The organism is Tenacibaculum singaporense (assembly GCF_003867015.1).
Taxonomy (GTDB): Bacteria; Bacteroidota; Bacteroidia; order Flavobacteriales; family Flavobacteriaceae; genus Polaribacter; species Polaribacter singaporensis.
Genome location: NZ_CP032548.1, coordinates 2,331,590 through 2,357,376, shown reverse-complemented (window position 1 = coordinate 2,357,376; position 25,787 = coordinate 2,331,590). Strand labels below are relative to the sequence as shown.

19 protein-coding genes are annotated in these 25,787 nt (G+C 32.1%); 8 read left to right on the top strand and 11 right to left on the bottom strand.

Annotation, left to right across the window (positions count from 1 at the left end; translation table 11 throughout):
• Window positions 1-10: 10 nt before the first annotated feature.
• The 3 genes from D6T69_RS10470 to D6T69_RS10460 all read right to left on the bottom strand — a co-directional run bounded on the left by D6T69_RS10470 (window position 11) and on the right by D6T69_RS10460 (window position 3,674).
• The gene (locus tag D6T69_RS10470; protein WP_125067684.1) at window positions 11-1,783 is read right to left on the bottom strand and encodes an AMP-dependent synthetase/ligase; all 1,773 of its coding nucleotides are present in this window, start codon (window positions 1,781-1,783) and stop codon (window positions 11-13) included.
• A 66-nt stretch (window positions 1,784-1,849) separates the two neighbouring features.
• The gene (locus tag D6T69_RS10465) at window positions 1,850-2,551 is read right to left on the bottom strand and encodes a LytR/AlgR family response regulator transcription factor (RefSeq protein ID WP_125067683.1); all 702 of its coding nucleotides are present in this window, start codon (window positions 2,549-2,551) and stop codon (window positions 1,850-1,852) included.
• Window positions 2,544-3,674 carry a sensor histidine kinase gene (locus D6T69_RS10460; RefSeq protein ID WP_125067682.1) on the bottom strand — a complete coding sequence of 377 codons (1,131 nt, stop codon included), beginning with the start codon at window positions 3,672-3,674 and terminating at the stop codon, window positions 2,544-2,546. The genes D6T69_RS10465 and D6T69_RS10460 overlap by 8 nt, the downstream gene beginning before the upstream one ends.
• 207 nt (window positions 3,675-3,881) lie before the next feature.
• Between D6T69_RS10460 and D6T69_RS10455 the strand changes: the two genes are divergently transcribed.
• From D6T69_RS10455 to D6T69_RS10445, 3 genes are all read left to right on the top strand, one after another.
• Window positions 3,882-4,763: an ABC transporter ATP-binding protein gene (locus D6T69_RS10455; protein WP_125067681.1), complete on the top strand. Its 882-nt coding sequence runs from the start codon at window positions 3,882-3,884 to the stop codon at window positions 4,761-4,763.
• A gap of 3 nt (window positions 4,764-4,766) precedes the next feature.
• The gene (locus D6T69_RS10450; RefSeq protein ID WP_125067680.1) at window positions 4,767-8,324 is read left to right on the top strand and encodes an ABC transporter permease/M1 family aminopeptidase; all 3,558 of its coding nucleotides are present in this window, start codon (window positions 4,767-4,769) and stop codon (window positions 8,322-8,324) included.
• An 85-nt stretch (window positions 8,325-8,409) separates the two neighbouring features.
• Complete coding sequence (locus tag D6T69_RS10445) at window positions 8,410-9,534, top strand: alpha/beta hydrolase-fold protein (RefSeq protein ID WP_125067679.1); 1,125 nt, start codon at window positions 8,410-8,412, stop codon at window positions 9,532-9,534.
• A gap of 51 nt (window positions 9,535-9,585) precedes the next feature.
• On the opposite strand, the gene thrC is transcribed toward D6T69_RS10445, so the two are convergent.
• Genes thrC through thrA form a run of 4 tightly spaced genes read right to left on the bottom strand, consistent with a single transcriptional unit; the run spans window position 9,586 to window position 14,916 of the window.
• Complete coding sequence (gene thrC / locus D6T69_RS10440; protein WP_125067678.1) at window positions 9,586-10,866, bottom strand: threonine synthase; 1,281 nt, start codon at window positions 10,864-10,866, stop codon at window positions 9,586-9,588.
• Window positions 10,867-10,915: 49 nt separating this feature from the next.
• On the bottom strand, window positions 10,916-11,845 hold the full coding sequence (locus D6T69_RS10435) for a homoserine kinase (RefSeq protein ID WP_125067677.1): 930 nt from the start codon (window positions 11,843-11,845) through the stop codon (window positions 10,916-10,918).
• Entirely contained in the window at window positions 11,842-12,471 is a 630-nt protein-coding gene (locus D6T69_RS10430; protein ID WP_125067676.1) for a class I SAM-dependent methyltransferase, read from the bottom strand. The genes D6T69_RS10435 and D6T69_RS10430 overlap by 4 nt, the downstream gene beginning before the upstream one ends.
• Before the next feature lie 3 nt (window positions 12,472-12,474).
• Window positions 12,475-14,916 carry a bifunctional aspartate kinase/homoserine dehydrogenase I gene (gene thrA, locus D6T69_RS10425; protein WP_125067675.1) on the bottom strand — a complete coding sequence of 814 codons (2,442 nt, stop codon included), beginning with the start codon at window positions 14,914-14,916 and terminating at the stop codon, window positions 12,475-12,477.
• A 480-nt stretch (window positions 14,917-15,396) separates the two neighbouring features.
• Between thrA and D6T69_RS10420 the strand changes: the two genes are divergently transcribed.
• Window positions 15,397-16,323 carry an alpha/beta hydrolase family protein gene (locus D6T69_RS10420; RefSeq protein WP_125067674.1) on the top strand — a complete coding sequence of 309 codons (927 nt, stop codon included), beginning with the start codon at window positions 15,397-15,399 and terminating at the stop codon, window positions 16,321-16,323.
• Between the two features lie 51 nt (window positions 16,324-16,374).
• On the opposite strand, the gene D6T69_RS10415 is transcribed toward D6T69_RS10420, so the two are convergent.
• On the bottom strand, window positions 16,375-17,553 hold the full coding sequence (locus tag D6T69_RS10415) for an aspartate aminotransferase family protein (RefSeq protein ID WP_125067673.1): 1,179 nt from the start codon (window positions 17,551-17,553) through the stop codon (window positions 16,375-16,377).
• A 5-nt stretch (window positions 17,554-17,558) separates the two neighbouring features.
• Window positions 17,559-19,199, bottom strand: a complete 1,641-nt coding sequence (locus tag D6T69_RS10410; RefSeq protein WP_125067672.1) for an OstA-like protein — start codon at window positions 19,197-19,199, stop codon at window positions 17,559-17,561.
• A gap of 138 nt (window positions 19,200-19,337) precedes the next feature.
• Between D6T69_RS10410 and D6T69_RS10405 the strand changes: the two genes are divergently transcribed.
• From D6T69_RS10405 to D6T69_RS10390, 4 genes are all read left to right on the top strand, one after another.
• Window positions 19,338-20,783: a pyridoxal phosphate-dependent decarboxylase family protein gene (locus D6T69_RS10405; protein ID WP_125067671.1), complete on the top strand. Its 1,446-nt coding sequence runs from the start codon at window positions 19,338-19,340 to the stop codon at window positions 20,781-20,783.
• Window positions 20,784-20,908: 125 nt separating this feature from the next.
• Window positions 20,909-22,363: a copper-containing nitrite reductase gene (gene nirK / locus D6T69_RS10400; protein WP_125067670.1), complete on the top strand. Its 1,455-nt coding sequence runs from the start codon at window positions 20,909-20,911 to the stop codon at window positions 22,361-22,363.
• Window positions 22,364-22,392: 29 nt separating this feature from the next.
• On the top strand, window positions 22,393-23,169 hold the full coding sequence (locus D6T69_RS10395; RefSeq protein ID WP_125067669.1) for a formylglycine-generating enzyme family protein: 777 nt from the start codon (window positions 22,393-22,395) through the stop codon (window positions 23,167-23,169).
• Window positions 23,166-23,885, top strand: coding sequence for an SCO family protein (locus D6T69_RS10390; protein WP_125067668.1), 720 nt, complete (start codon window positions 23,166-23,168; stop codon window positions 23,883-23,885). Before D6T69_RS10395 ends, D6T69_RS10390 begins: the two co-directional genes overlap by 4 nt.
• Before the next feature lie 59 nt (window positions 23,886-23,944).
• Here the strand turns inward: D6T69_RS10390 and D6T69_RS10385 are convergent, their stop codons facing one another.
• Window positions 23,945-24,478 (bottom strand): DUF1572 family protein, encoded by a 534-nt coding sequence (locus D6T69_RS10385; protein ID WP_240628298.1) that lies wholly within the window; start codon window positions 24,476-24,478, stop codon window positions 23,945-23,947.
• Between the two features lie 33 nt (window positions 24,479-24,511).
• The gene (locus D6T69_RS10380) at window positions 24,512-25,783 is read right to left on the bottom strand and encodes an adenylosuccinate synthase (protein WP_125067667.1); all 1,272 of its coding nucleotides are present in this window, start codon (window positions 25,781-25,783) and stop codon (window positions 24,512-24,514) included.
• Between the last annotated feature and the right edge of the window lie 4 nt (window positions 25,784-25,787).

Sequence of the window (25,787 nt, the reverse complement as noted above, 5' to 3'; positions counted from 1 at the left end):
ACTGGTTGATTTATTGAGGATTATATATTTTTTGACACAAACTATTGTATTTTTCTAAGATTATTTTTCGTCTCATTTTCAATGTCGGAGTTAAATGACCCGAATTGGTCGTCCATTCATCAGGAGTGATTTCAAAGCGTTTTATTTGTTCCCACTTCCCAAATTTTTCATTGCAAATATCAATCTCTTTTTGAATTCGTTTGAGTAGTTTCTCATCTGTAGTAATATCCGCAATTGTATGGTTGTGTCTTTTTGACCATTCTTGAACAAATTCAGAAGCAACTTGAATTAATGCGGCTGGCATTTTTTCGCCTTCACCAATTACCATAACTTGCTCTATAAAACGTGATTTCTTCAACTCACTTTCTAAGATAGCAGGAGCTATATATTTACCTCCAGAAGTTTTGAAGATTTCTTTTTTTCGATCCGTAATTTTTAAAAATCCTTCATTGTCTAGTTCTCCAATGTCTCCTGTATGGAAATAGCTATTTATAATTGATTCGTTAGTTTTTTCTGAATCTTTATAGTAGCCCATCATTACATTAGGTCCTTTCACTAAAATTTCCCCATCCTCAGCTATTTTTACAGTTACATTTTCAATTACCTTCCCAACAGTTCCTATTTTAAATCCATTGTTTCGCATATCGGTAACAGAAATTGCAGGAGAGGTTTCGGTAAGTCCGTAGCCTTCAAAAACAGGAATGCCTGCCGCAGTAAAGATTCTTACAAGCCTAGCTTGAGTTGGAGCGCTACCTGCTAGCATAAATTCTAATTGTCCTCCTAAAGCTTCTTTCCATTTAGAAAAAATAAGTTTTCGAGCTATAGAAAGCTTGAATTCGTACCACCAACCGTTTGCTTTATAGGGTTGATATTGTTCACCTAATTGTAATGCCCAAAAGAACAATCTTTTTTTTAGACCAGATAAGTTACTGCCTTTATCTATAATTTTATCAAAAACTTTTTCTAATAATCGAGGAACTACAGCCATAAAATGAGGTTGAATTTCCCGTAAATTATCTCCAACCTTATCAATACTCTCAGCAAAATGAATTTCGAAGCCCATATATTGACAATAATAAGAGGCGGCACGTTCAAAAATGTGACAAATAGGAAGGTAGCTTATCACTTTTTTTTGATTGCCTTGTAGATTAAGTCTTTTTCCAACAGCAAAAACATTACTAACAATGTTATTATGAGAGAGCATTACTCCTTTTGGGGTACCTGTGGTACCAGAAGTGTAGATAATGGTAGCTAAATCAGATGGGTTTATAGACTCTTTTAATTCGTTTACTTTTGTTTGAAGAGCTGTTTCGTTACCAAGACTTAAGAAAGAACTCCACCCATAATCTACATCTAATTCTTCAAAAGTGAATACTTTTTTGAGCTGTGTTTGTCCTTGAATTTTGATTACTTTTTGATAGAGTTCATCATCAGAAACAAAACAATACACACTATCAGAATGGTTTAAGATATATGCATAATCTTTTTCTGAAAAAGTAGGGTATAAAGGAACATTTACTGCACCAATTTGCATAACTCCAATATCTAACAAATGCCATTTTGGTTGATTTACAGAAGTAATTACCGCTATTTTATCTCCTGGGTTCACTCCAAGACTTAATAAAGCTTTACTTATGATGTTAGCATCTTCAATATATTTTTTAGTAGAAATACTTTTCCATTCATTATTCTCTTTTGAAACTAAGCAATGTTGTTGTGGATAGTTTTCTAGTTGGTGATATGGGAAATCAAAAAGACGTGTAACTGTTGAAGATATATGCATGTAAATGGTTTTGTTGATGCATAAATCTATGAAAATAAAAGAGATAAAAGAAAAATAAAATAGATGTTAGTTGTAAAGTTTACTAACTAGGCTTTTATAGGTTTGACCAATAGGAACCTTATGCTCATGAATTATAATACGATTCCCCTCTATAAACTTTATTTTATCTACAGCAACAATAAACGATTTATGTACTCTTAGGAAATTGTTTTCATTTAAGATAGTTTCATAATGAGAAATCTTTTCGTGGCTTACAATCATTTCATCTATTAAAAATAGTTTAGTATAGTTTCCGTAAGCTTCTATAAATAACAAATCATTTAAATCAACTTGATGGTGTTTTTTATCTCCTTTGATAAAAATACGAGTATTGATTTGACTTGTCTGTATACTTTCTTTGTTGATTGTTTTAGTAGACACAGTATCAGATACTTTATTTACAGCTTTTACCAAACGATCAAAACTAAAAGGTTTTAAAAGATAATCTACAACATTGAGTTCAAATCCCTCAAGTGCATATTCTTTGTAGGCAGTAGTGATAATAGTTTTAGGTGGATTTGAAAGTGTTTTTAAAAAATCTAAGCCTTTCAATTTGGGCATATTGATGTCTAAAAACATAAAATCAACAGTATGTTCATTTAGAAATAGCATAGCCTCCATAGCATTATAGCAACTTTTTACTAATTGAACATGAGGGAGCATGCTACAAAATTCTGTTATAATTTCATGAGCTAAAGGCTCATCATCAATAATTATATATTTAAGCATGCTTTGGTATTTTTAACTGTGTTTTATAGATATTATTTTTAGAACTAATACTGAGCTCATGTTGTTGGTTGTATAGCAAAGATAATCTTCGCTCTAGGTTTTGTAATCCAATTCCTTTAGAATTATTGAGTTCACTAGCATCAAAATTGTTTTCTATGTCAAAGTAAATAAAATTATTGTCTTCATATAAATTGATATGTATAAAAGCATTTTCAGCTAGTGTTTCTATACCGTGCTTAAAGGCATTCTCAAGTAAGATTATATACAGTAGAGGCGGAATATTTAAATTAGTATCAATGTCATGATTAAAGGTGATTTCTACAGACTTTTTATATCGGATTTTATGAAGTTCGATGTAATTATTTAAGTATTCAATTTCTTCTGAAATTTTTACTGTTTCTTTTTCTCCATCGTAAATGGTATAGCGCATCATGTCAGATAGTTTTAAAATAACTTCTGGTGCTTGAGGGGAATTTTTGACTGTAAGCGCGTACAAGTTATTTAATGTGTTGAAGAAAAAGTGAGGATTTATTTGTGTTTTTAATAATGATAATTCAGTTTTAGATTTTTCTTTTTTTAACTCTTGTACCCATTTCCATTGTTCAAAAATCCAAAGAAAAAAGAAAATAGGAATAGGTAAAAAGAATATATAAAAAGGAGTTTCTTGTTTTACTTTTAAATAAGCTTCTAAATCACCAGAAAATAATCTGAGATAAAAAAAGTATAAGAGTAATGGTGTATATAGAAGGGCTATGAATTTCCAATATTTTTTAATGAAGTTAGGTACTAAAAAATAAGCCAATCCACACCAAAATATTATTAATAAAATAAATGTGATTGGATTATCTGGGAGCTTCATAAAAGAATCAATAACTATTGTAATAAAAAATAGCACAAAAAGAGCAGTAATACCTATTACAGCTTTCTTTTTCCTTTTTAAATATTGATAATTATGTATGGGTAATCCTACAACTAACGCCCAAAAAACAGTAATTACAATAACCTCAACTGGCTGGTCATTGGGGATATTTAGAACATTTATGTAATCCAATAAAATAAATAATGGAATTATAATTAAAAAGCCAATAAGAAAAGCTTTGTATTTCTTTAAAAAATCAATCATACTTCAAAATTACTCATGTAAAATTGTTCTCACAATTATATTGACAAACACTATTGTTTTTTAGATGAACAAGTAGCTTTTTTAGTTGAGTTTTAGTTAGTACTTAAATAAATATTATGTGTGTTAAAAATAAGCTGATATATCATTTTTAATTTATCAGAAAGGTAAGGTATTGGAGATTTGTAGAAAACAAATACCTAACCACATATGAATACATTAACAATTAGAAATCTTACAAAAACATATCCTAACGGAGTTAAAGCATTAAACGGAATTAACTTAAAAATTTCGAACGGAATGTTTGGCTTGTTAGGTGCCAATGGAGCAGGTAAATCTTCTTTAATGCGTACTATCGCTTCTTTACAAGAGCCTTCTTCTGGAGAGCTTGTGTTTAACGACTGTAATATTATCAATAAGCCAGAAGAAATACGAAAACACTTAGGGTATTTACCTCAAGAATTTGGTGTATACCCTAAAATATCAGCCGAAAGATTGTTAGATCATTTAGCCATTTTGAAAGGTATTACTAATAACTCAGCGCGAAAAGAGCAAGTAACTTCTTTATTACAGCAAGTAAACCTATACCAACACAGAAAAAAAGCAGTACATACGTTCTCTGGAGGAATGCGGCAACGTTTTGGAATTGCGCAAGCTTTGTTGGCAAATCCTCAAATAATTATTGTAGATGAGCCTACTGCTGGTTTAGATCCAGAAGAAAGCAATCGTTTTTTAAATCTTTTAAGTGAAATAGGAGAGAATGTGATAGTCATCTTATCTACACACATAGTAGAAGATGTTAGAAACCTGTGTACGAAAATGGCAATATTATCTGAAGGACAAATTATATCTCAAGGAAATCCAAAAGAGTTGGTAGCGAGTATTCAAAACAATATTTGGACTAAAATTATAGCTAAAAATGATATTAAACACTATAAAAAGACATATGATATAATTTCAACCAAATTAGTATCAGGCGAAACACAGATAAGAGTTTTTTCAGAAACTACATTACCAAATGGATTTGAAAGAATTACTCCAAACTTAGAGGATTACTATTTCACTACTTTGTTTCACCATAAAAAAGCCTAGTCTATGTTTAAGAAATTATTACAATTTGAAACGTATTATCAATTAAAACAACGAGCCTTTCCAATATTTTCAATATTATTTTTAGGATTAGGCTATTTTACGGGGAGTCAAGGTTATGCGCCTACAGGAGTAAACTTCAATTCTGTTTATCAAGTTTATTTTCATGCAGGTATTTTTACTCTAGGTAGTGTATTTATCATCATGTTTTTTACGGTGACTGCTATTCTAAGAGATAAGCAACATAACATGGAAGGCTTAATTTATAGTTCTTCAATAACAAAGGTTAATTACTTTTGGAGTCGTTTTTTGGGTACTTTCATTTTCAGTGTCTTGGCTTTTTCTCCTTTTATTATTGGTTATATTTTTGGAAATCATTTTTCGGGTTTAGATGAGGAAAGGTTAGGAGCTTTCAATCTACTTAACTACTTACAACCTTGGTTGTATTTAGTATTACCTAATATTTTTATTTGTACTGCTTTAATATTCTCAGTAAGTGTTCTAACTAAAAATAGTATTGCTACTTATGCAAGTGCAGTATGTATTTATATGCTATATTTTGTAAGTTCTATTTTCTTAAACTCACCATTATTAGCACAATCTGTTCCTGCATCACCTGAAATGATGTCGGTAGCTGCAATAGCAGATTCTTTTGGAATAGCCGCTTTTTTTGAACAAACTCAATATTGGACCGCTTATCAAAAAAATACGCAGTTGCTTTCTTTTTCAGGATTGTTTTTATGGAATAGAATACTTTGGATAGTTCTCTCTGTAGGGATATTGTTTATTACTTACAAGAGCTTTTCTTTTAGGAAAATTACGAAGAAAGTAAAGAAAGAGAAAACACTAAAAAATGAGACAAGACCACTAATTTCTTATAAACCAATAAAGGGAATATATGGTTTTACAGCACAAATAAAGTCGCTTTTGTCTTTAATTCGATTAGAATTAAAAAGTGTGTTTAAAAGCTTACCTTTTTTAGTAATTATAACTATTTGGTTGATAATTGTTTTTTCTGAATTGTATGCAAACGTTGTAGAGGGGCGCGAGTATGGAGTAAGTATATACCCATTAACAAATCAGTTGATAGAACTTATAACAAGTCCGTTAACCTTTTTCGGGCTAGTGTTACTAATTTTTTATGGTTCGGAAATTGTTTGGAGAGAGCATAGCGTAAATTTCAACTTAATTATTGGTGCTGCTCCAACCAAAAATTGGGTGTTTTTTACAGCTAAGTTTATCAGTTTGTCATTATTACCTATGTTACTAATTGCTTTGGGAATATTTATGTGTATTGCTTTTCAAATTAGTTTAGGTTTTGAAAGTATAAACATTGGTATGTATGCTTCTATGTTTTACTATTATGGTTTACAGCTTATTATATACGCTATGCTAGCCGTGTTTATAAATAGTATAGTTAAAAGCAAGTATGTAGGAATGGGAGCTTTTGGTTTGTTAGTTATAGTAAATATGAAAGCAAATCTTTTAGGCTTAGAACATCCTCTAACAAGTTTAGGTTTTATGCCTAGAGTAACTTTTGGAGATATGGCTATATACAGTAAAAATGCTAAACTTTTTAATGATTTGACTTTATACTGGTTGAGCATTGGTATCCTGTTAGTTTTATTAGCTTTTAAAATATGGAATAGAGGGATGATAAAAGGGTTTTCATATAAGTTAAAACAACTGAAACAAGGATATAATCATACAGAAAAAATATTGTTTTCAACATTTTCTTTATTGATTATTGGTGCTGCAAGCTTAGTGTTTTACAACACAAATATTGTTTCTGATTATCAAACCAATAATGATAACTTAAATTTTAGTGAAAACTATGAACGTACGTATAAACAGTATGAAACATTAGAAAAGTTATATCCAATTTCACAAAAAACAGAAGTAGCTATTTTTCCGAAGAAAAGAAAATATACTATCAAAGCGAACTATGTTTTAAAGAACAAGAGTAATAAAGCTTTATCTAAATTATTAATAACAGAAAGAATTCCTGTAAAACACATCAATATAGAAAACACTCGTTTGATTGTAAAAGATACGGTGAATGGAGCCTATGTGTTTGATTTTAAGAAGAAATTACAACCTAACGATTCAGTACAATATACTTTTACTATAGAAAAAGAAGTGAAAGGGTATGAGGAAGATAAAAGTATTGTTCATAACGGAACTTATATTACATCTAGGAATTTTAAACCTATTATAGGGTATGCTTCAGGATTGGAAATTAGGGATAGAATTGAACGCAAAAAGAGAGGTTTACCTAAACGTGAAGAAGAAGATAGTTCAGATTCACATATAGCATTAGAAGATATAAAAAATGAGAAAATACAATTTGAAACGGTTGTATCTACAAGTAACGATCAGACAGCTATAAGCTCAGGAGAATTACTACGAACTTGGTCTGAGAATAATAGAAACTATTACCACTACAAATCAAAAGGTAAAATATTTCCTGTAGCAGCTTATTTTTCGGCACAATATCAAACTCAAAAAACAACATATAACGGAATTGCAATAGAACAGTATTACAATTCGAGTCATAGTTTTAATATCAACACAATTGAAAATAGCGCAAAAGAAGCTTTAGCGTATTGCCAAGAGAACTTTGGTTCATATAATTTTAATTATGTGCGTATAGCAGAAGTGCCTTCACATTGGGGATTTGGTGGATTTGCACATCCGGGAGTTATTAGCATGACTGAAGATCGTCTGTATTTGTCAGATATACGAGATGAAAACACCTTTAATTTAGTCGCTAAAAGAACGATTCATGAAGTGGCTCATCAATGGTGGGGACATACATTAACAGCCAAACCAGTTGCAGGAGGTTCTTTATTAGTGGAAGGATTAGCAAAATATACTGAAGCTGTTGTGATGGAAAAGATGTACGGAAAGCGCGCTTTATACGAACTAGCTGAAGATGCACGACGAAGGTACTTTTTAGGAAGAGCATTTGGAGGAAATCCTGAACCTCCAATTTATAAAGTACAAGAAGAAGGTTATATTTCTTATGGTAAAGCTTATACCGTATTAATGGCATTGAGAGATTTACTAGGAGAGGAACAAGTAAATCAGGTTTTAAAAAACATTACAGAAAAACACCGATTAGATAGCACTCCTAAAGCACATACAATAGAGTTACTTGAGGAAATATATAAGGCTACTCCTAAAGAATATCATCACCTGGTAAATGATTGGTTTAAAAAAGTAATTACTTACGATATAGCTGTAGAAAAAAGTTCGTATAAGGAGTTATTTGATGGAACCTATGAAGTTAAAGCAACAATAAAAGCGAAACGTTTTGAAACAATAGAAAACGGAGAGACTAAAGAAATTGGTATTAATGAACCTATAAAAATAGGAATCTTTACAACGCATCCTTCGCAAGTAAAAGATAATAGTACTGTGTTGTCTTATGAGTCTAAACAAATCAACCGAGAACTTATAGAAGTTTCGTTCATAGTAAATGAAAAGCCTAATTATATTGCGATAGATCCTTATGGAACTAGAAATGATGAAAATTTAGTAGATAATGTGATAGAGCTTTAATTTTAGTTAAAGTATTTATAAAAAAGCTCAAATGTTAATTATATGGCAATCATATTTTTACATTTGAGTTTAAACTTTTTATCAAATGACTAAACATATTACGCTATTACTCACTTTATTTTGGTCCCTCTATTTATTTTCTCAAACACCAGAAAGAAAGGTAACCATAGGAACTAATTATACTATTAAATCAACTATTTTAAATCAAGATAGAGAGATTCAGGTTTATTTACCCGATAGTTATACTACTTCAAAAGAAGCATATCCTGTTTTGTACATTTTAGATGGTCAGTGGTTTTTTACCAATGGTGTAGCTATTCAGAAATCATTGAGAACACCTGGAGCAATTCCAGAAATGATTGTTGTAGGAATAAAAAATGAAAATCCTTTAAGAAGAACATTATTTAATAGAGAGAGACAAAAGTTCACCTCTTTTTTAAAAGACGAAGTAATCAAATTTATAGATGATAAATTTAGAACTACGAACGAACGTGTTATTTATGGTTGGGAGGCTGCTGCATATTATATAAGTAAACTTATTTTAGAGGAAAACGATTTATTTCAAGGAGCAATTATAACGGATGGAGGTTATGCTTCTGAAAAGCTAGTTGAAAATTTTAAATCAGATAGTGATATGTATTTATACATGGCTAATTCTAAAAGAGATATATATTATATTGAATCTACAGAAGAGTTTAATAAAATATTAAAAAAGCACAATCCTAAAAATTTACTTTGGAAGTATGAGTTGTTTAATGATGAGGTACATGAAACAATGCCTCATTTAGCTATGTACAAGGGAATCATGTATTATTATCACAACTACGATTCATTGGTGTTTGAAAGTATTGATGCCTATGAAAAAGCAGGAGGAATCCCTTATCTAAAATCTTATTTCAAAGAAAGAGCTAAACGTTTTGGTGGTGACGGAAAAATAGATAATAGCACGAAAAACGCATTGATTTGGTTAGCATGGAAACGTGATAACTTTAAATACTTCAGTTTTTTTATGGAAGAATTTAAAGACGTTTTAGAAACCAATAGATATAAAAGCGCATACTGGCAAAACAGGTTAGGACAATTTTATTTAAAGTATAAGGATTATAAAAATGCCAGCAAGTATTTTGAAAGAGGGATAAAAGACTATCCAAACTCTCAATTTAATGAAGTTATGAAAGAAGGCTTACAAGAAGCAAAGAGCAAATTATAAAAGAATTATATAGAAATTTAAAATGCCTCACATGTGAGGCATTTTTTTTTATTAAGCATTTAAAAAATCTTTCAATTCTTGATAGGAACTAATTTGTATAGCTTCTTTTTGTTTATCTATTACGGATACTATTTGAGGTGGAATTTCAACAGTTACATTTAATACATTTTCAACAACATCTAAAAACTTTACAGGATGGGCTGTTTCTAAGAATATTCCAAACTCGTTTTGTAATCCGTATTTTTTCAAACCTAAATATCCAACAGCTCCGTGTGGATCAGCAATATAATTAGAGTTCTTGTAAATACTTTTCATAGCTTCACGAGTTTCATCATCAGAAAAAGAAAAAGAAGAAAATGTAGTTTTTAAAAGCGCTAAATCGTTATTGAATAATTCTTGAATTCTGATAAAATTACTCGGATTCCCAACATCCATAGCATTCGATATGGTTGCTTTAGATGGTTTAGGGTGGTATTCACCACTAGTCAAATAATTAGGAACAGTATCATTTACATTGGTCGAAGCCACAAAATGTTTGATAGGTAACCCTAGTTTTTGCGCCATAATTCCTGCGCAAATGTTTCCGAAATTTCCACTAGGTACCGAAAAAACTATTTCTTTATGCTTTTTATAAACTTGTTTATAGGCAAAGAAAAAGTAAAACATTTGCGGTAACCAACGTGCAATATTGATAGAATTTGCTGAGGTTAACGTACGATTGATTTCAGCATCTAAAAAAGCAGTTTTAACCATGTCTTGACAATCGTCAAAAACACCATCAACCTCTAAAGCAGTAATGTTTTGTCCTAAAGTAGTCAATTGCTTCTCTTGAATATCACTTACTTTTCCGCTAGGGTAGAGGATGACCACATCTACACCTTTTACTCCTAAAAATCCATTAGCAACAGCACCTCCAGTATCGCCTGAAGTAGCTACCAATACGGTTACTTGTTGATTTTTATCGCGATTAAAGTACCCCAAGCAACGAGCCATAAAACGAGCTCCCACATCCTTAAAAGCCATGGTAGGTCCGTGAAATAATTCTAGTGTACCGATATTTTCTTCAATAGATACCACAGGAAACTCAAAATTGATGGTTTCTTTGATGATTTTTTGTAAAATGCCTTGCGGAATTTCATCACCTACAAATTGTTTAATGGCTTCATACGCAATTTCTTCATTAGAATACTCATCAATGTTTTCAATAAATTCTTTAGGTAATGGAGTTATGTTTTCAGGGAAATACAATCCTCTATCTGGAGCTAATCCGTTTACTACAGCTTTTTCAAAGCTAACGTTAGGTGATGTATGATTGAGACTATAATAGTTCATAATTTTGTGTTTGTTTTTCACTTCGACTACGCTTAGTGAACATTTAATATTAGTTAGTTTCTAAAATTTTAATTCCTTTTGTGTTGATTTTTGAAAGAATCATGTTAAAATCAATTTGTTTGTCTTGATACGTGTTTTGAATGGTTTTATAAACATTTTCAGCAGTTGCATCCCCTTTACATAAAGTGAAAATTGTAGGGCCAGAACCTGAAATTCCTGCCCCCAAAGCCCCTGCCTTAATTGCTTGCTGCTTCACTTCATCAAAATGAGGAATCAGATGTTTACGAGCAGGTTCAACAATGATATCTGTTAAAGAGTCTGCGATTAATTGATAATCGTTGGTATACAATCCACTAATCAATCCGCCAACATTGGCCCATTGTGTAACTGCATCTTTTAAAGGAACTTCTTTCGGCAATACCTCTCTGGCATCTTTGGTTTTTACTTCAACTTGAGGATGGATTGCCACCACTTTTAAATCAGCAGGTACAGGAATCTTTACTATACTCAAAGGTTCGTAACTACGTACCAATGTAAATCCACCATAAATAGCCGCAGAAACATTATCAGCTATCGGAGTTCCGCAAGTGGCTTCTTCTCCTAACATAGCAAATTGTGTCAATTCAAGAGGGGAGAAAATGTTCCCTAACAATTGATTTATACCAAAAGCAGCTCCGGCAGCACTGGCAGCGCTACTTCCTAAACCACTTCCAGGAGTAAATCCTTTGTGAATGGTGATGTCGATACCAAAATCAACTGGATGTTTTTCTAACATCGCTAAAGCGACTACTCCCGCAGCATTTATTTGTGGATCCAATGGTAAATCAGCCCCAGTTATTTGGGTAATTTTTACACCTTTTGTAGCTGTTTTGGTAAAAGTCATAGTATCACCAACCGTTTCGAGCGCTAAACCTAAAGCGTCAAATCCGCAGGAAACATTGGCTACAGTTGCAGGTGAAAATATTTTTAAATAGTTCATTTTTTTGCGATTAAAAACAAGTCGGTATCACCACCTTCTTGATATAGTTTGGTGTAATTTTCTAAAATTTTAAATCCTTGTGCTTCTAGAGCTTCAATCAAGTATTCTGGTTCATGATAAAGGATAAACATTGAGTTTTTTCCATCTGAGCTAGCAGTGATACGAGAGTCTTTTTTGTAATCTCCAATCATGGTACTGATGTATAGTAATCCGTTTGGATGTAATATCGTAGCGGCATCCTTTATAAGTTTTAGAGCATCCTCTTTGGTAAGATACGGAAAACAAAATCCGAAGATAATAACATCAAAACCTTGTTGTAAACTGTTAATTTCTCTACAATCTAGTACTTTAAATGAAGCTTTTGGATTGTTTTGTTTTGCTAAATCCACCATATTTTCAGCAGCATCCACTCCTAAAATACTAAGTGCAGGGTTGTGATGTAAGAGGTAATTCGTAATCTTTCCAAAACCACAAGCTACATCCAACACATTATGGTGAGTCGGTTCTATATGCTTTAAAAGGAGATCATAACTATGATTGTACACGGTATCATTGGCAAATTTATCTTGATACGCCTGTGCTACATTGTTATAGACCTGTATAATATTTTGATAACGTTTTTCCATACACTATTGATTTCCAATTCGTATCACGTCAGCAAAAATTCCTGAAGCAGTTACTTCAGCACCAGCACCAGCTCCTTTTATTTGTAGCGGATTTACAGGATACCTATCTGTAAAAAACAATACGATGTTGTCGCTTCCTTCTAAATTATAAAAAGGATGATCAAACGGAATGTGTTGTAAGCCAACACTTGCTTTTCCATCATTAAATTCAGCAACATATTTTAAGCGACAATTTTTATCGGCAGCTTCTTTGTATAATTGTTGAAATTGCGCCTCAAACTCAGTCAAAGAAGCATAAAAATCATCATTATTGGTAGTTTCTAAACTCTTTTTAGGTAAAAACGAATTGTTTTCTATCCCTGAAAGCTCTAAATCATAACCGCTTTCACGAGCAAGAATTAATATTTTTCTGGCCACATCAACACCACTTAAATCAATTTTAGGATCTGGTTCGGTGTATCCTTGTTCTTGTGCTTGTTGTACCACATCGTGAAATGAAGTATTCTCATTAAAATTATTGAAAACAAAGTTTAGAGAACCTGATAACACGGCTTGTATTTTATGTACTCGATCACCAGAAGCAATTAAGTTTTTAAGCGTATCAATAATAGGCAAACCAGCACCCACATTGGTTTCAAATAAAAATGGAACACTGTACTTTCTTGAGATGTGCTTTAACTTTTTATAATTATCTAATTCAGAAGCACAAGCTATTTTATTACAAGTAACCACCCCAATATTATTGGCTAAATAGTGTTCGTATATTTCAGAAACTTTCTGATTAGCCGTATTGTCAATAAAAACTGAATTACGAAGGTTTAACGCTTTTGTTCTTTCAAAAAAACGCTCTAATGAACTCGCTTCTCCGTTTTGCAATTGCTCTTTCCATGATTTTAAGCTGATACCACCTTCATCAAAAACCATTTGTTTAGAATTGGAAATCCCTACAACACGCACATTCAGTTTTAACTGTTCTTTTAAGTACTTTTTTTGTTGATGGATTTGCGCTAAAAAGCGTTCACCCACATTTCCTACACCCGTAACAAACAAGTTTAATTGTTTTACTTTTTCTTCAAAAAACTGCTCATGCAGCGTATTCAATGCTTTTTTGGCATCTGAACTATTGATAACAGCAGAAATATTTTTTTCTGAAGCACCTTGGGCAATGGCACGAATATTTACGTTGTTTTTGCCTAAAGAGCTGAACATTTGTCCGCTTAGTCCTTGGTGATTTCTCATTTTATCACCTACCAAAGCGATAATTGCCAAGCCTTGTTCTACAATAATCGGGTCTATTTTATGACGCTCTATTTCAAAGGCAAAAGCTTCGTTAATTTTTAAAGCTGCTTTTTCAGCATCTTCATCATAAATACCCACACAAATAGAGTGTTCTGAAGAAGCTTGTGTAATTAATACCACATTGATATTGTGTGTAGATAAAGTTTCGAACAAACGTTTAGAAATGCCAGAAACGCCTACCATGCCACTTCCTTCTAGTGTTAGTAAGGTAATATTCTCGATATGAGAAATTCCTTTTACAGGTTTTCCGTTTTCTGTAATTTTAGAAATGAGTGTTCCTACATTTTCGGGTTCAAATGTATTTTTTATTCGAATAGGAATCTCCTTTTCCAACACCGGTTGAATGGTAGGAGGGTAGATAACCTTTGCCCCAAAATGTGATAATTCCATGGCTTCTTGATACGAAATATGTGGAATAGGAAATGCCTGCTTTACCATATGCGGATTTGCAGTATACATACCACTAACATCTGTCCATATTTGTAATTCATCAGCATTGACAGCAGCGGCATAAATAGCCGCAGAATAATCGGAACCTCCACGTCCTAAAGTAGTTGATTTTCCTTCTTTTGTACGAGCTATAAATCCAGGTAACAAAGTTACTTGGTGCTTATTATTGTCAAAATAGGCTTTACAATTGGCATTGGTTAGCTGAAAATCAACTTGTGCTTTATCAAAAGCGTTGGAAGTGATGATTAATTCTCTACTGTCTTTATATACGACATCGAGTAGCTTACTAGCTATACTTGCTATGATATAAGATGATAACAACTCACCAAAACCACTAATGGTAGCTAAAGTCTTGGATGTAATTTCGTTTAGTAACAAACAACCTTCTAACAAGGTTTTTAACTGCTTAAAAAGCGATGTTATGTATGTTTTGACTTCTTCTTGCTGATTATCAGGAACTAATTTTTCAATTACTTCAAAATGCAATTGCTCAACTTCTTGGTAGTTTTCAAGGTAGTTAGTATTGTTTTGAGCAGCTTGTTCTGCCGATGCAATGAGTTTATTGGTTGTTTTTCCAAAAGCAGAAACTACCACAATAAGTGGACTGTTTACAGATGCATTGGCAATGATTTGTACTACTTTTTCTATGTTTTGAGGGTTGGCTACCGATGAACCACCAAATTTTAAAACGTTCATTTTAAAATGAATAATAAATTAAAAATAAGATTTTTTAAGCTATTTATCTGTTTTCAAGTCTTTTGAAAAAATAAATATATACGGAAATGATATGTAGAAAAATAACCCCTAAAGGGTTGTAGTAGTAATTGTAGTTGTAGTGCCAACAAAAGAAGCCGTAATATTTACAGCTGGAATAGAGATAATATGTCTTTTGTTGTTTAACATTGAGTCAAATGTATAAATTATGTTCTAAAAAACAAGAAAAGTTGTTCTTTTTTTAAGAAAACCTTTTTTGACAGTTTCTAAAATACAACTATATTGCTAAAAAATAAAGCGCATAATAATGGCTATAAGTAATTGCTTGTACTTGCTTGTTTCTTAAAATCCTAGTAAGTTTTTGTTTGGGAGGACTTTCAAAATTAATTACTCATATTTCACTAAATTTTGTGTAACAATTAATTAATTTTATTGTCTTTTAAAAAAAACGTTACTCACAATATGAAAAAATCATTAATTATTCTTTTTAGCTTTTTGTTTTTGGGAAACTCATTCTCTCAAATAGAGTCATCGAATACAACATCTTCTCAAGAGATGAATCAATCAATAGTACCTATAAAAACAGAAAATGTAATTTTTGAGAGTGAAGGAATTAAGCTGGTAGGTACAATTTACAGTCCTGAATATCCATACGCAGCCGTTGTGATTGTTCACGGTTCTGACAGAGTACCTCGAATGGCTAAATTTGCTCAACTTTTAGCTCAAAAAGGCATTTTGGTATTGACTTATGATAAACGAGGAGTAGGAGAGTCTGGAGGAGTTTATGCGGGACCTGAAGTAGGGACAAATAATATAAGTATTGAAAATCTAAACTTGTTGGCAAAAGATGCAAGCGCTGCTGTTAATGTAATCCATAAAAAAGAGAAAAATTTGCCTATTGGTCTAGTAGGTGCGAGTCAAGCAGGGTGGATAATTCCTATTACTGCAACTAATAACCCTTTGGTAGAGTTTATGGTTTTATTCAGCAGTCCTACAATAACTACACTTGAACAATTAAGATTTCAGTTTTATACAAATGGTAGAACAGATTTTTGGGAAAATCATACAGAAGAAGACGCACGTGAACATATTAAGAATGATCCTGACCGATATCAGTTTAAAGCTACTGACCCTAAAGATACTTTAAAAGAACTTTCAATTCCTGGTCTTTGGCTTTTTGGAGAAAAAGATATTCAAATTCCTGTAAAAATGTGTATTGAACATCTTAACACGTTAAAATTACAAAACAAACCTTTTGAATATGTTTTGTTTCCATCGCTAGATCATAACACAAATAAAGCAGAACCAATTGATATTTCTGTTAATTGGATAAAACAAAAATCATTAAATATCAAGAATCGTAAGGTAAGAGAACTCAAAGTAGAATGATAAGGAATTGTCTACAATAAGCTGTATAAATAATAACAAATATTAACTCAACTACAGTTTATCCAACTCTCCTAAAATAAGATTACACCCTTTTTCTAATTCTTCGTCAGAAATAGTTAATGGAGGTGTAATACGAATTGCTTTTCCTTCAAAAAGTAACCAGAATAAAATTAGTCCTTTGTCTAAACAGTTTAAAATTACTTGTGAGGCTACTTCTGGTGTATCTACCAATAGAGCTAGCATCAATCCTTTTCCTCTAATTTCTTTAACAGCAGGGTGGTTTTTAAATTTATTACGAATAATTTTTTCTTTTCGTAAGGTTTCTTCCATTAAGTTAGAAGTAGTAATTTCTTGTACGGTAGCTAAACCAGCACTTGCAATAACAGGATGCCCTCCAAACGTAGTAATATGTCCTAATTTTGGGTGCTCTTTTAAACAATCCATTACTTCAAAAGAAGCAATAAAAGCGCCGATTGGCATTCCGCCACCTAAACCTTTCCCCGTGATGATAATATCTGGAGTAACGTTATAATTTTCAAATCCCCAAAATTTCCCTGTACGTCCAATTCCAGATTGGATTTCATCCAAAATTAACAAGGCACCAACTTCATCACAACGTTGTTTTACTTTTAATAAGTAATCATTTTTAGGTTCGATAAATCCTGCACCTCCTTGAATGGTTTCTAGGATAACACCAGCTGTTTTAGACGTTATTTTTTCTAAATCTATTTCGTTGTTGTATTCAATAAACTTACTTCCTGGAATTAATGGACGAAATGCACGATTTTGTTGTTCGGCACCACAAACACTCATAGCACCTTGTGTATTTCCGTGATACGCATTTTTAGCGGCAAGAATTTCACTTCTACCTGTAAAACGTTTGGCTAATTTTAAAGCACCTTCAGTAGCTTCAGTACCAGAATTTACCAAATAAACTGACGATAGACTAGGAGGTAAGGTAGCTACCAATGTTTTGCACAATTCTAATTGTGGTTTTTGTATAAACTCACCATACACCATTACATGTGTATATTGTTCCAATTGATTTTTTATGGCTTCATTTACTTTAGGGTGATTATGTCCTAAACTATTTGCAGAAACTCCTGCAACAAAATCTAACATCGCTTTTCCGTTGCTATCATAAATATAACTTCCTTTGGCATGTGAAATTTCAATAGCTAAAGGATGTGGGGTTGTTTGCCCTTGATATTTAAAAAAATCGTCTTTCACAGAAATTATTTTAATTCTTTGAGGTTTGGCTTTTTTTGGTTCTCTTTCTTTTTTGTAGTTTCATTAATAAACTGCTCTCTAGCTTCTTTTACAACATCAGGTTGTTTTTTTGTTTTTGAAGAAGTTGTAGAACTGGAATCTTTTACAAAAATATCTTCTACTGTTTTAGGCTGTTCGTCACCACGCCATAAGAAACCTTTAAATTTTTTCTCTTCAGAAGGGAATTCGGAGGGAGGATATGTTTTTCCTTCAGACTTTTTAAAATAGGTAGTTTGAATAATCTCTCCATCTTCTAAAATGAATTCAATATCACTTGCAATTTCTTTGGTAATTGTTTCTAATTCTTGTGTTTTTTCGTTGTTACTGTAGTATAAAGACTCTGCATTCCCTTTAACCATCATGGTTCGTAAATCATCATCTTCAAACTTACCATAAATATTTCTTCCTTTAATTTGATTAAAGTTATCTTTATGAATAGAATCCTGTTGAATCATAAATGCATTTTGTAATACTTTTAAAGAATCTAACTTATTACTCTCTTTATGGGTAAGTAACTGAATACTATCACCTGTTATTTGACTGTTATTAGACCATAAAATAGGTCTGTTAAACATTCTGGTTAACCCTGTTTCTTGACTGGTATGAATAGAGTCGCATTTACCTTGTAAATCAGACTTAAATATTTTTACGTTGTTAAAAATGCGGGCAATACGTTTTTCTGGTTTTCCAGTAAGTAAAATTTTGTCGCCTGCTACATACATAGAGTCTTTTTCTAATACTGAAATGGCAACGGCCCTATCAATAATAAATAAAGAGTCTTTATGTTCATATAATTCAGCATAATTTCCTTTAGCTACCATATTTTGTACAGTATCTACCACTTTTATATTGTTGGTTGCTGAAGCAAAACCGTTTCGTTTATCATAATACAAACTATCAGCAGAAACAGTTCTTTCTTTTAAAAACAGTTTTGCGCGTTTTACAAAATAAGAAACATCAGTATTCGTGTCGTAAAAGCCTCTTTCAGAATATACTTTAGTACTATCTTTTAAATTGGTAATGGTACTTGGTCCGTATAAATAAGCCAAGTTTGTATTGGTATAATAATCTAAATGGTCAGATTCTAAATGATTCTCAGGATTTACAACTGTTACTTTAGACTGGGCAGTAAACTTTTTTTCTCTTAAAAGGTAGGTTCCTTTTACACTTTTCAAAGTGTTTTTTGTATCACGGATAGTTCCTCCGTTAGGGTAGTATAATACTTGGTTGATTCTGTCAAAATGAAGCGTATCAGTTTTTAACGTCATTTCTTTATCATTAATTTCTACGTTTCCCCAAGATTTTGCCTTTTTTGTATTTCCGTTATAAGTAGCAAAATCACTGTATTGAATAATACTATCTCCTTGTTCAATAATTACTTCACCAATGGCCTTAAATAAGTTTTTGTCTTTATAAAGCAATGCTCTTTTACAGTCTAGAGTAGCACCTTCGTGTGACATTTTAACTTTTCCTATCAGTATAGTAGCTCCAGGGTACTTACTTTCATCTGCAGTACTTAGTTCGGTAGAAAGGATTTTGATTTTTTTTGTTTGAGAAAAACTTACAACAGAAAATAATATAAAAGTTAGTAGAAATAGTTTTTTCAAAATAATACGATTTAATGCACAAAAATAATGAAAAGAATATGCCAAAATCTTAATAAAGAAATAAAATTATCAAGATAAATAAAAGGTTGTCATTTAGTAAATGGTTAATTTTGTAGCAAATTAAAAAATTATAAAGATATGAGCGCTCATTTTGATTTATCAAAAGAAGAGATGAAGTCTTACGGATATAAAATTGTAGATATAATTGCAGAACATTGGGCTACTTTAGAGCAAAAAAAGCCTGTTGCTAGTGCTTCTAGAAAAGAAATGGATAGTATTTTCTTACAAGAAGCCCCAAACAATGGTATGCCTGCTGAAAAGGTACTAGATTTTGTAATGGATAATGTAATACCTAACAGTACAGTTATTTCTCACCCTAAAGCTTATTCATTTGTTCCAGGACCTAGTAATTTTATCAGTACTATGGCTGATAGTTTAGCTACTGGATTCAATATTTTTTCTGGTGGATGGATGGTTTCTCCAGCAGCAGCTGAGTTAGAAATTGTAACAATGAACTGGTTACTAAAAATGTATAATTTCCCTGTTGAAAAAGGAGGGGGAATTTTTACGAGTGGTGGTTCTATGGCAAACTTAACAGCTTTGGTTACAGCAAGACGCTTAAAATGTGGTGATGACTTTTCTAAAGCGGTGATTTATTTGTCTGATCAGGCACACTCTTCAAATATTAAAGCAATTCGCGTTTTAGGGTTTAAAAAAGAGCAAATTAGAATTTTACCAACCGATTTAGAGTTTAGAATAAGTATAAACAAACTAAAGAATGCTATAGCAAAAGACCGACTAGAAGGGTTACAACCATTTTGTTACATCGCCTCTGCGGGAACCACCAACACAGGTACTGTAGATCCTTTAAATGAAATAGCAGACATTTGTGAAGAGGAAGATTTATGGTTTCATATTGATGGAGCTTATGGTGGAGCAGCTATTTTAGCTGAAAAAGGAGCAAAAGCTTTACGAGGAATTGAAAGAGCTGACTCTCTTACTGTAGATCCACATAAGTGGTTTTACCAACCTTATGAAATTGGATGTTTATTAGTAAAAGATGCTTCTTGGTTAAGTGGTACTTTTAGTGAAAAACCAGAATATTTACGTGATATTGAAGGAAATGAATCTGAGATTAACTTTTACGATTATGGAATCCAGTTAACAAGACGTTTTAGAGCCTTAAAGTTTTATATGTCTATTAAAACATATGGACTAGATGCTTTTAAAGAAGCTGTTACTTACAACATCCAATTAGCTGATGACGTAGAAAAAATGTTACGAAAAAGTAGAAATTGGGAAATTATTTCACCAGCTACGTTGGCAGTAATTAATTTTAGATATAATCCTATTGGACTAAACTTATCAGAAAAAGAAATTGATGAATTAAATCAGAAAATTTCTCAAAAGATAATGGAATCAAGGGAAGCGTTTTTAGTAACTACAATATTAAATAAGCAAGTAGTGCTTAGAATGTGTCTGATAAATCCAAAAACAACTATGGATGATGTGAAAGAAACCTTGGAGTTGTGTCATCAATTTGGTGAAGAAATTTTAAAAGAAAATAGATTAAAAGGAGCTTAGAGCTCCTTTTTTTGTTTTTATGATAAAAGTCATATTTCAAAAGCTTTTCTCTTAGTAGCTTTGTTTACATAAAAGATAAAAAAGTCTTTTATGTTAGATTATTAATAACTACATCAATAGAAGAGATGAAACAAGTGAAAACAATTTCAATGGTTTTAGCAGCTATGTTTTTAATGGCAAGTTGCAAGAATGAAAAATCTGAAAGTATTGCAATGAAAAGTGCTTCAGATATAGCAGTTAAGGGAACGATAGAAGCAGAATTAACAGCTCCGCCTTATGTTCCAGCACCTGTTGGTAATAGATCAGCTAAAAAGTTACTGGTAAATATGGAAATTCTTGAAAAAGAAGGAACTATGACTGATGGTGTAGAGTATGTTTATTGGACGTTTGGAGGTTCTGTTCCAGGTAGCTTTATAAGAACTAGAGTAGGAGATGAAGTAGAATTTACCTTATCTAACCACCCAGATAATAGATTACCTCATAATATCGATTTGCATGCCGTAACAGGTCCAGGTGGGGGAGCAACTTCATCATTTGTAGCGCCTGGTCATGAAAAAACATTCTCATTTAAAACATTAAATCCTGGATTATATGTATATCACTGTGCTACTGCGCCTGTGGGAATGCATATTGCTAACGGAATGTATGGTTTAATTTTAGTAGAGCCTGAAGGAGGTTTACCAAAAGTAGATAAGGAATACTATATTATGCAAGGAGATTTTTATACAAAAGGAGAAAACGGAGAACCTGGTTTACAAGCTTTTGATATGAGAAAAGCAGTAGACGAAGATGCAGATTATGTAGTGTTTAACGGAAGTGTAGGAGCCTTAACAGGAGATAATGCAATTACCGCTAATGTTGGCGAAACAGTACGTTTATTTGTAGGTAACGGAGGTCCTAACTTAACATCATCTTTCCATGTTATTGGTGAAATTTTTGACAATGTTCATGTTGAAGGCGGTTCTGTGATTAATAAAGATGTACAAACAACTTCTATTCCGGCAGGAGGAGCTGCAATAGTAGACTTTAAGGTAGATGTTCCAGGTACTTTTATTTTAGTAGACCATGCTATTTTTAGAGCGTTTAATAAAGGTGCTTTAGGAATGCTAAAGGTAAAGGGAGAAGAAAGCAAAAAGATTTATTCAGGAGTAAAACAAGAAGGTATTTACAATCCAGAAGGAGGTACTATTCAAGAAATGCCAAATGGTAAAGAAGATAAAGCAGTAGCTTCTAAGCAAGAAAAATCTTTAGCGCAAAAAATAGCAGACGGTAAACAGATTTATACGAAAACGTGTTTTGCTTGTCACCAAGCTAATGGTGAAGGAATTCCAAATGCATTTCCTCCTTTAGCTAAATCAGATTATTTAAATGCTGATGTAAAGAGAGCTATAGATATTATTTTACATGGTAAGACAGGAGAAATTACAGTAAACGGTCAAAAATATAATAGTGTAATGACCAAACAAGCGTTGAACGATCAAGAAGTAGCAGATGTACTAACCTATGTTTATAATTCTTGGGGCAATAATAAAACCAACGTTAGTGTAAATACTGTAATGGAAGTAAAAAGTACTCACTAAAATTGTAGTTAAACTCTAAATTATAAGAAATGAAAACTATTTTAAGATTGACAATTTGTATATTTTTCTTAGGCATTTCCAATATGAATTGTCAATCTAAAATGGTTCCTATTAAAGGAGGTAGTTATATTCCTTTGTACGGAAGAGATTCAGCAAGAGTAACGATTCAAGATTTTTTAATGGATGTATATCCTGTAACTAATGAAGATTTTTTACAGTTTGTAAAAGAAAACCCAAAGTGGAGAAAATCTAAAGTAATTAAACTTTTTGCAGATAAAAGTTACCTGATTAATTGGAAAAATGATACAGAAATAGGGGAGAAGGTTAACTTAAAATCACCTGTAACCAATGTTTCATGGTTTGCAGCAAAATGTTACTGTGAAAAGCAAGGAAAACGATTACCTACTGTAGATGAATGGGAATATGTGGGAATGGCAAATCAAAAACTATCAGATGCAAGAACTTTAAAAACGTATAATGAATACATTTTAGGATGGTATGAAAAACCAAGAACATTTAATAATGTTATAGGGTCAACATTTAAAAACTATTGGGGAGTGTATGATATGCACGGATTGGTTTGGGAATGGACCTCTGATTTTAATTCAGTATTAGTATCAGGAGAATCTAGAAAAGATGTTGATAATGATAGTAATTTATTTTGTGGTAGTGCAGCAGTAGGATCAACAGATTTAATGAATTATGCAGCTTTTATGCGTTATGCTACCCGTGGAAGTTTAAAAGCTAAATACACAATGAGAAACTTAGGTTTTAGATGTGTAAAAGATAAAAATATAGCACAATGAAAGTAGTAAAATATATAACGATACTTCTTTTCTCAATTACTTTATTAAGTTCTTGTAAAAAAGAGAAAAACAATACGAGTTTGGCAATAGTATATGAATGCCCTATGCTTTGTGAGGGAGGTAAAACATATACAGAAGAAGGTAGCTGTCCTGTTTGTAAAATGGATTTAACACAGAAAGATAAAAAAGAGGCTAAAGAGTTAGCTTTGGCTACTGATATTTCTGAAAGTTCTATATTCAATTTAGCATCAGAATGGAAAACCGAAGAGAATAAAACTATTCATTTAGAAGACTTAAGAGGGAAAACCTTGGTAATGGTTATGATTTATACTACGTGTAAAGCTGCTTGCCCAAGATTGGTTGCTGATATGCGTAATATTGAGGCTAAAATACCTAAAGCATACAACGAAGACTTACAATATGTTTTAATTAGTATTGACCCTAAAAATGATACTCCTGAACGATTAAAAGCTTTTGCGAAAGAAAACTTTATGGATGATGAGCATTGGACTTTTTTACAAGGTACAGAAGAATCTGTTAGAGAGTTTGCCAATGTACTAGCTGTGAAATACAAACAAATTTCTCCATTAGATTTTTCACACTCAAATATCATAAGTGTATTTAATCCGGAAGGGGAGTTAGTGCACCAACAAGAAGGTTTAGGTGTAGATAATAAAGAAACTATAGCGAGTATTTTGGAAACAGTAAAAAATTAGTTGCCATAAACATGTTTCCTATTAAAAACGTCTTTTAGAAATTTCTAAAAGGCGTTTTTTTATGAGTTGTTTTTTTCAAATTCAGCCTGTATAAACTCTTTAGATTTTCCTTTGGCAATAGAAGCTGTTTGCCATTTATCGTTTAAAATCATTTTACCTACATAAGCAATTTGACCAATATGATAAGGAAAATGAGCTATTTGCCTCGTAATACTTTCAAGTAACTTAACTTGTTTATTTCTGATAAGAATAGGTTGATTGAAGTTTTCTTCGTTTAAAGAGTTTAAAGCAGCAAAAAGACAGTTCCAACCCTTTTCCCATTGAGCAATCAATTCTTTTTTTGATAAATCATGAGTTTCAAACTCAGCATCTCTATCTCTCCATTCTTTTTCTCCATCAGAAGTAAAAAAGTCCGTCCAACGCGACAACATATTTTCAGATACATGAACAATAATAGCAGCTATACTGTTACTTTCTTCATTGTATTTCCAGTGTAAGTCTTTTTCTTCTAATTGAGCAATCGTTTTATCAGCAACTTCTTTATACGATTTAAACTGGGTAGTGATATTCTCTAAGTATTCTTTTACCATCATAAAAAAGGAGCTCAATTGAGCTCCTCTAAATTTTTATCTATTAATTGTTTGTTTTCTATCAGGTCCTACTGAAACTATTTTTACAGGTACACCAGTTTCTTTTTCAATAAACGCGATGTAGTCTAATAAGTTTTGAGGTAATTCATCAGCAGAAGTCATTTTTGTCAAATCATCTTCCCAACCTTTGAATTCTGTATAGTTAACACTTACATTTTCTGGTTCAATATTATAAGGTAAGTGAGAAATTTCTTCTCCTTTATAGTTGTATGAAGTACAAACTTTTAAAGTATCAAAACCAGATAATACATCACCTTTCATCATCATTAATTGCGTAACACCGTTTACATCAACAGCATACTTTAAAGCAACTAGATCTAACCATCCACAACGACGAGCACGTCCAGTTGTAGCTCCAAATTCATGACCAACTTTCGCCATAGTAGCTCCATCTTCATCAAATAATTCAGTTGGGAAAGGTCCAGAACCTACACGAGTAGTGTATGCTTTAAAAATCCCGAAAACCTCACCAATTCTATTAGGAGCAACCCCTAAACCAGTACAAGCCCCAGCAGCGGTAGTATTGGATGAAGTTACAAAAGGGTATGTTCCAAAATCAATATCTAATAATGATCCTTGAGCCCCTTCAGCTAAAATAGTTTTACCTTCTTTAATAGCATTGTTTAAAAACTCTTCAGAATCAATAAATTGTAATGTTTTTAATTTTTCAATTCCTCTAGAAAATTCAGCTTCTAACTCGTCTAAATCGTAATCGATTTGAACATCAAAGTATGCTAACATACTTAAATGCTTTTCAGTTAAAGCTCTATATTTTTCTTTCCAGTTATCTAATTCTAAATCACCAACACGCATTCCGTTTCTACCAGTTTTGTCCATATAAGTAGGTCCAATTCCTTTTAAAGTAGAACCGATTTTTGCTTTTCCTTTTGAAGTTTCAGAAGCTGCGTCTAATAATCGGTGTGTAGGTAAAATTAAATGTGCTTTACGAGAAATTAATAATTTAGAAGTATAATCAATATTATGCTTATCTAAGTTTTCTAATTCTTTTTTAAAGATAACAGGGTCAATAACCACTCCGTTACCTACTACGTTTAAAGCTGTTTTATGAAAAATTCCTGAAGGAATGGTGTGTAATACATGTTTGTTTCCATCAAAAATTAGTGTGTGACCAGCATTTGGACCTCCTTGAAAACGCGCGATTATATCGTAGTTTTTTGTTAAAACGTCTACAATCTTACCTTTTCCTTCGTCTCCCCATTGTAGTCCGAGTAATAAATCTACTGCCATTTAG

What these genes read in the sequence shown, in the direction of transcription:
- D6T69_RS10470 (WP_125067684.1), bottom strand. Translation starts at nt 1,783, where the DNA reads ATGCATATATCTTCAACAGTTACACGTCTTTTTGATTTCCCATATCAC.
- D6T69_RS10465 (WP_125067683.1), bottom strand. Translation starts at nt 2,551, where the DNA reads ATGCTTAAATATATAATTATTGATGATGAGCCTTTAGCTCATGAAATT.
- D6T69_RS10460 (WP_125067682.1), bottom strand. Translation starts at nt 3,674, where the DNA reads ATGATTGATTTTTTAAAGAAATACAAAGCTTTTCTTATTGGCTTTTTA.
- D6T69_RS10455 (WP_125067681.1), top strand. Translation starts at nt 3,882, where the DNA reads ATGAATACATTAACAATTAGAAATCTTACAAAAACATATCCTAACGGA.
- D6T69_RS10450 (WP_125067680.1), top strand. Translation starts at nt 4,767, where the DNA reads ATGTTTAAGAAATTATTACAATTTGAAACGTATTATCAATTAAAACAA.
- D6T69_RS10445 (WP_125067679.1), top strand. Translation starts at nt 8,410, where the DNA reads ATGACTAAACATATTACGCTATTACTCACTTTATTTTGGTCCCTCTAT.
- thrC (WP_125067678.1), bottom strand. Translation starts at nt 10,866, where the DNA reads ATGAACTATTATAGTCTCAATCATACATCACCTAACGTTAGCTTTGAA.
- D6T69_RS10435 (WP_125067677.1), bottom strand. Translation starts at nt 11,845, where the DNA reads ATGAACTATTTAAAAATATTTTCACCTGCAACTGTAGCCAATGTTTCC.
- D6T69_RS10430 (WP_125067676.1), bottom strand. Translation starts at nt 12,471, where the DNA reads ATGGAAAAACGTTATCAAAATATTATACAGGTCTATAACAATGTAGCA.
- thrA (WP_125067675.1), bottom strand. Translation starts at nt 14,916, where the DNA reads ATGAACGTTTTAAAATTTGGTGGTTCATCGGTAGCCAACCCTCAAAAC.
- D6T69_RS10420 (WP_125067674.1), top strand. Translation starts at nt 15,397, where the DNA reads ATGAAAAAATCATTAATTATTCTTTTTAGCTTTTTGTTTTTGGGAAAC.
- D6T69_RS10405 (WP_125067671.1), top strand. Translation starts at nt 19,338, where the DNA reads ATGAGCGCTCATTTTGATTTATCAAAAGAAGAGATGAAGTCTTACGGA.
- nirK (WP_125067670.1), top strand. Translation starts at nt 20,909, where the DNA reads ATGAAACAAGTGAAAACAATTTCAATGGTTTTAGCAGCTATGTTTTTA.
- D6T69_RS10395 (WP_125067669.1), top strand. Translation starts at nt 22,393, where the DNA reads ATGAAAACTATTTTAAGATTGACAATTTGTATATTTTTCTTAGGCATT.
- D6T69_RS10390 (WP_125067668.1), top strand. Translation starts at nt 23,166, where the DNA reads ATGAAAGTAGTAAAATATATAACGATACTTCTTTTCTCAATTACTTTA.
- D6T69_RS10385 (WP_240628298.1), bottom strand. Translation starts at nt 24,478, where the DNA reads ATGATGGTAAAAGAATACTTAGAGAATATCACTACCCAGTTTAAATCG.
- D6T69_RS10380 (WP_125067667.1), bottom strand. Translation starts at nt 25,783, where the DNA reads ATGGCAGTAGATTTATTACTCGGACTACAATGGGGAGACGAAGGAAAA.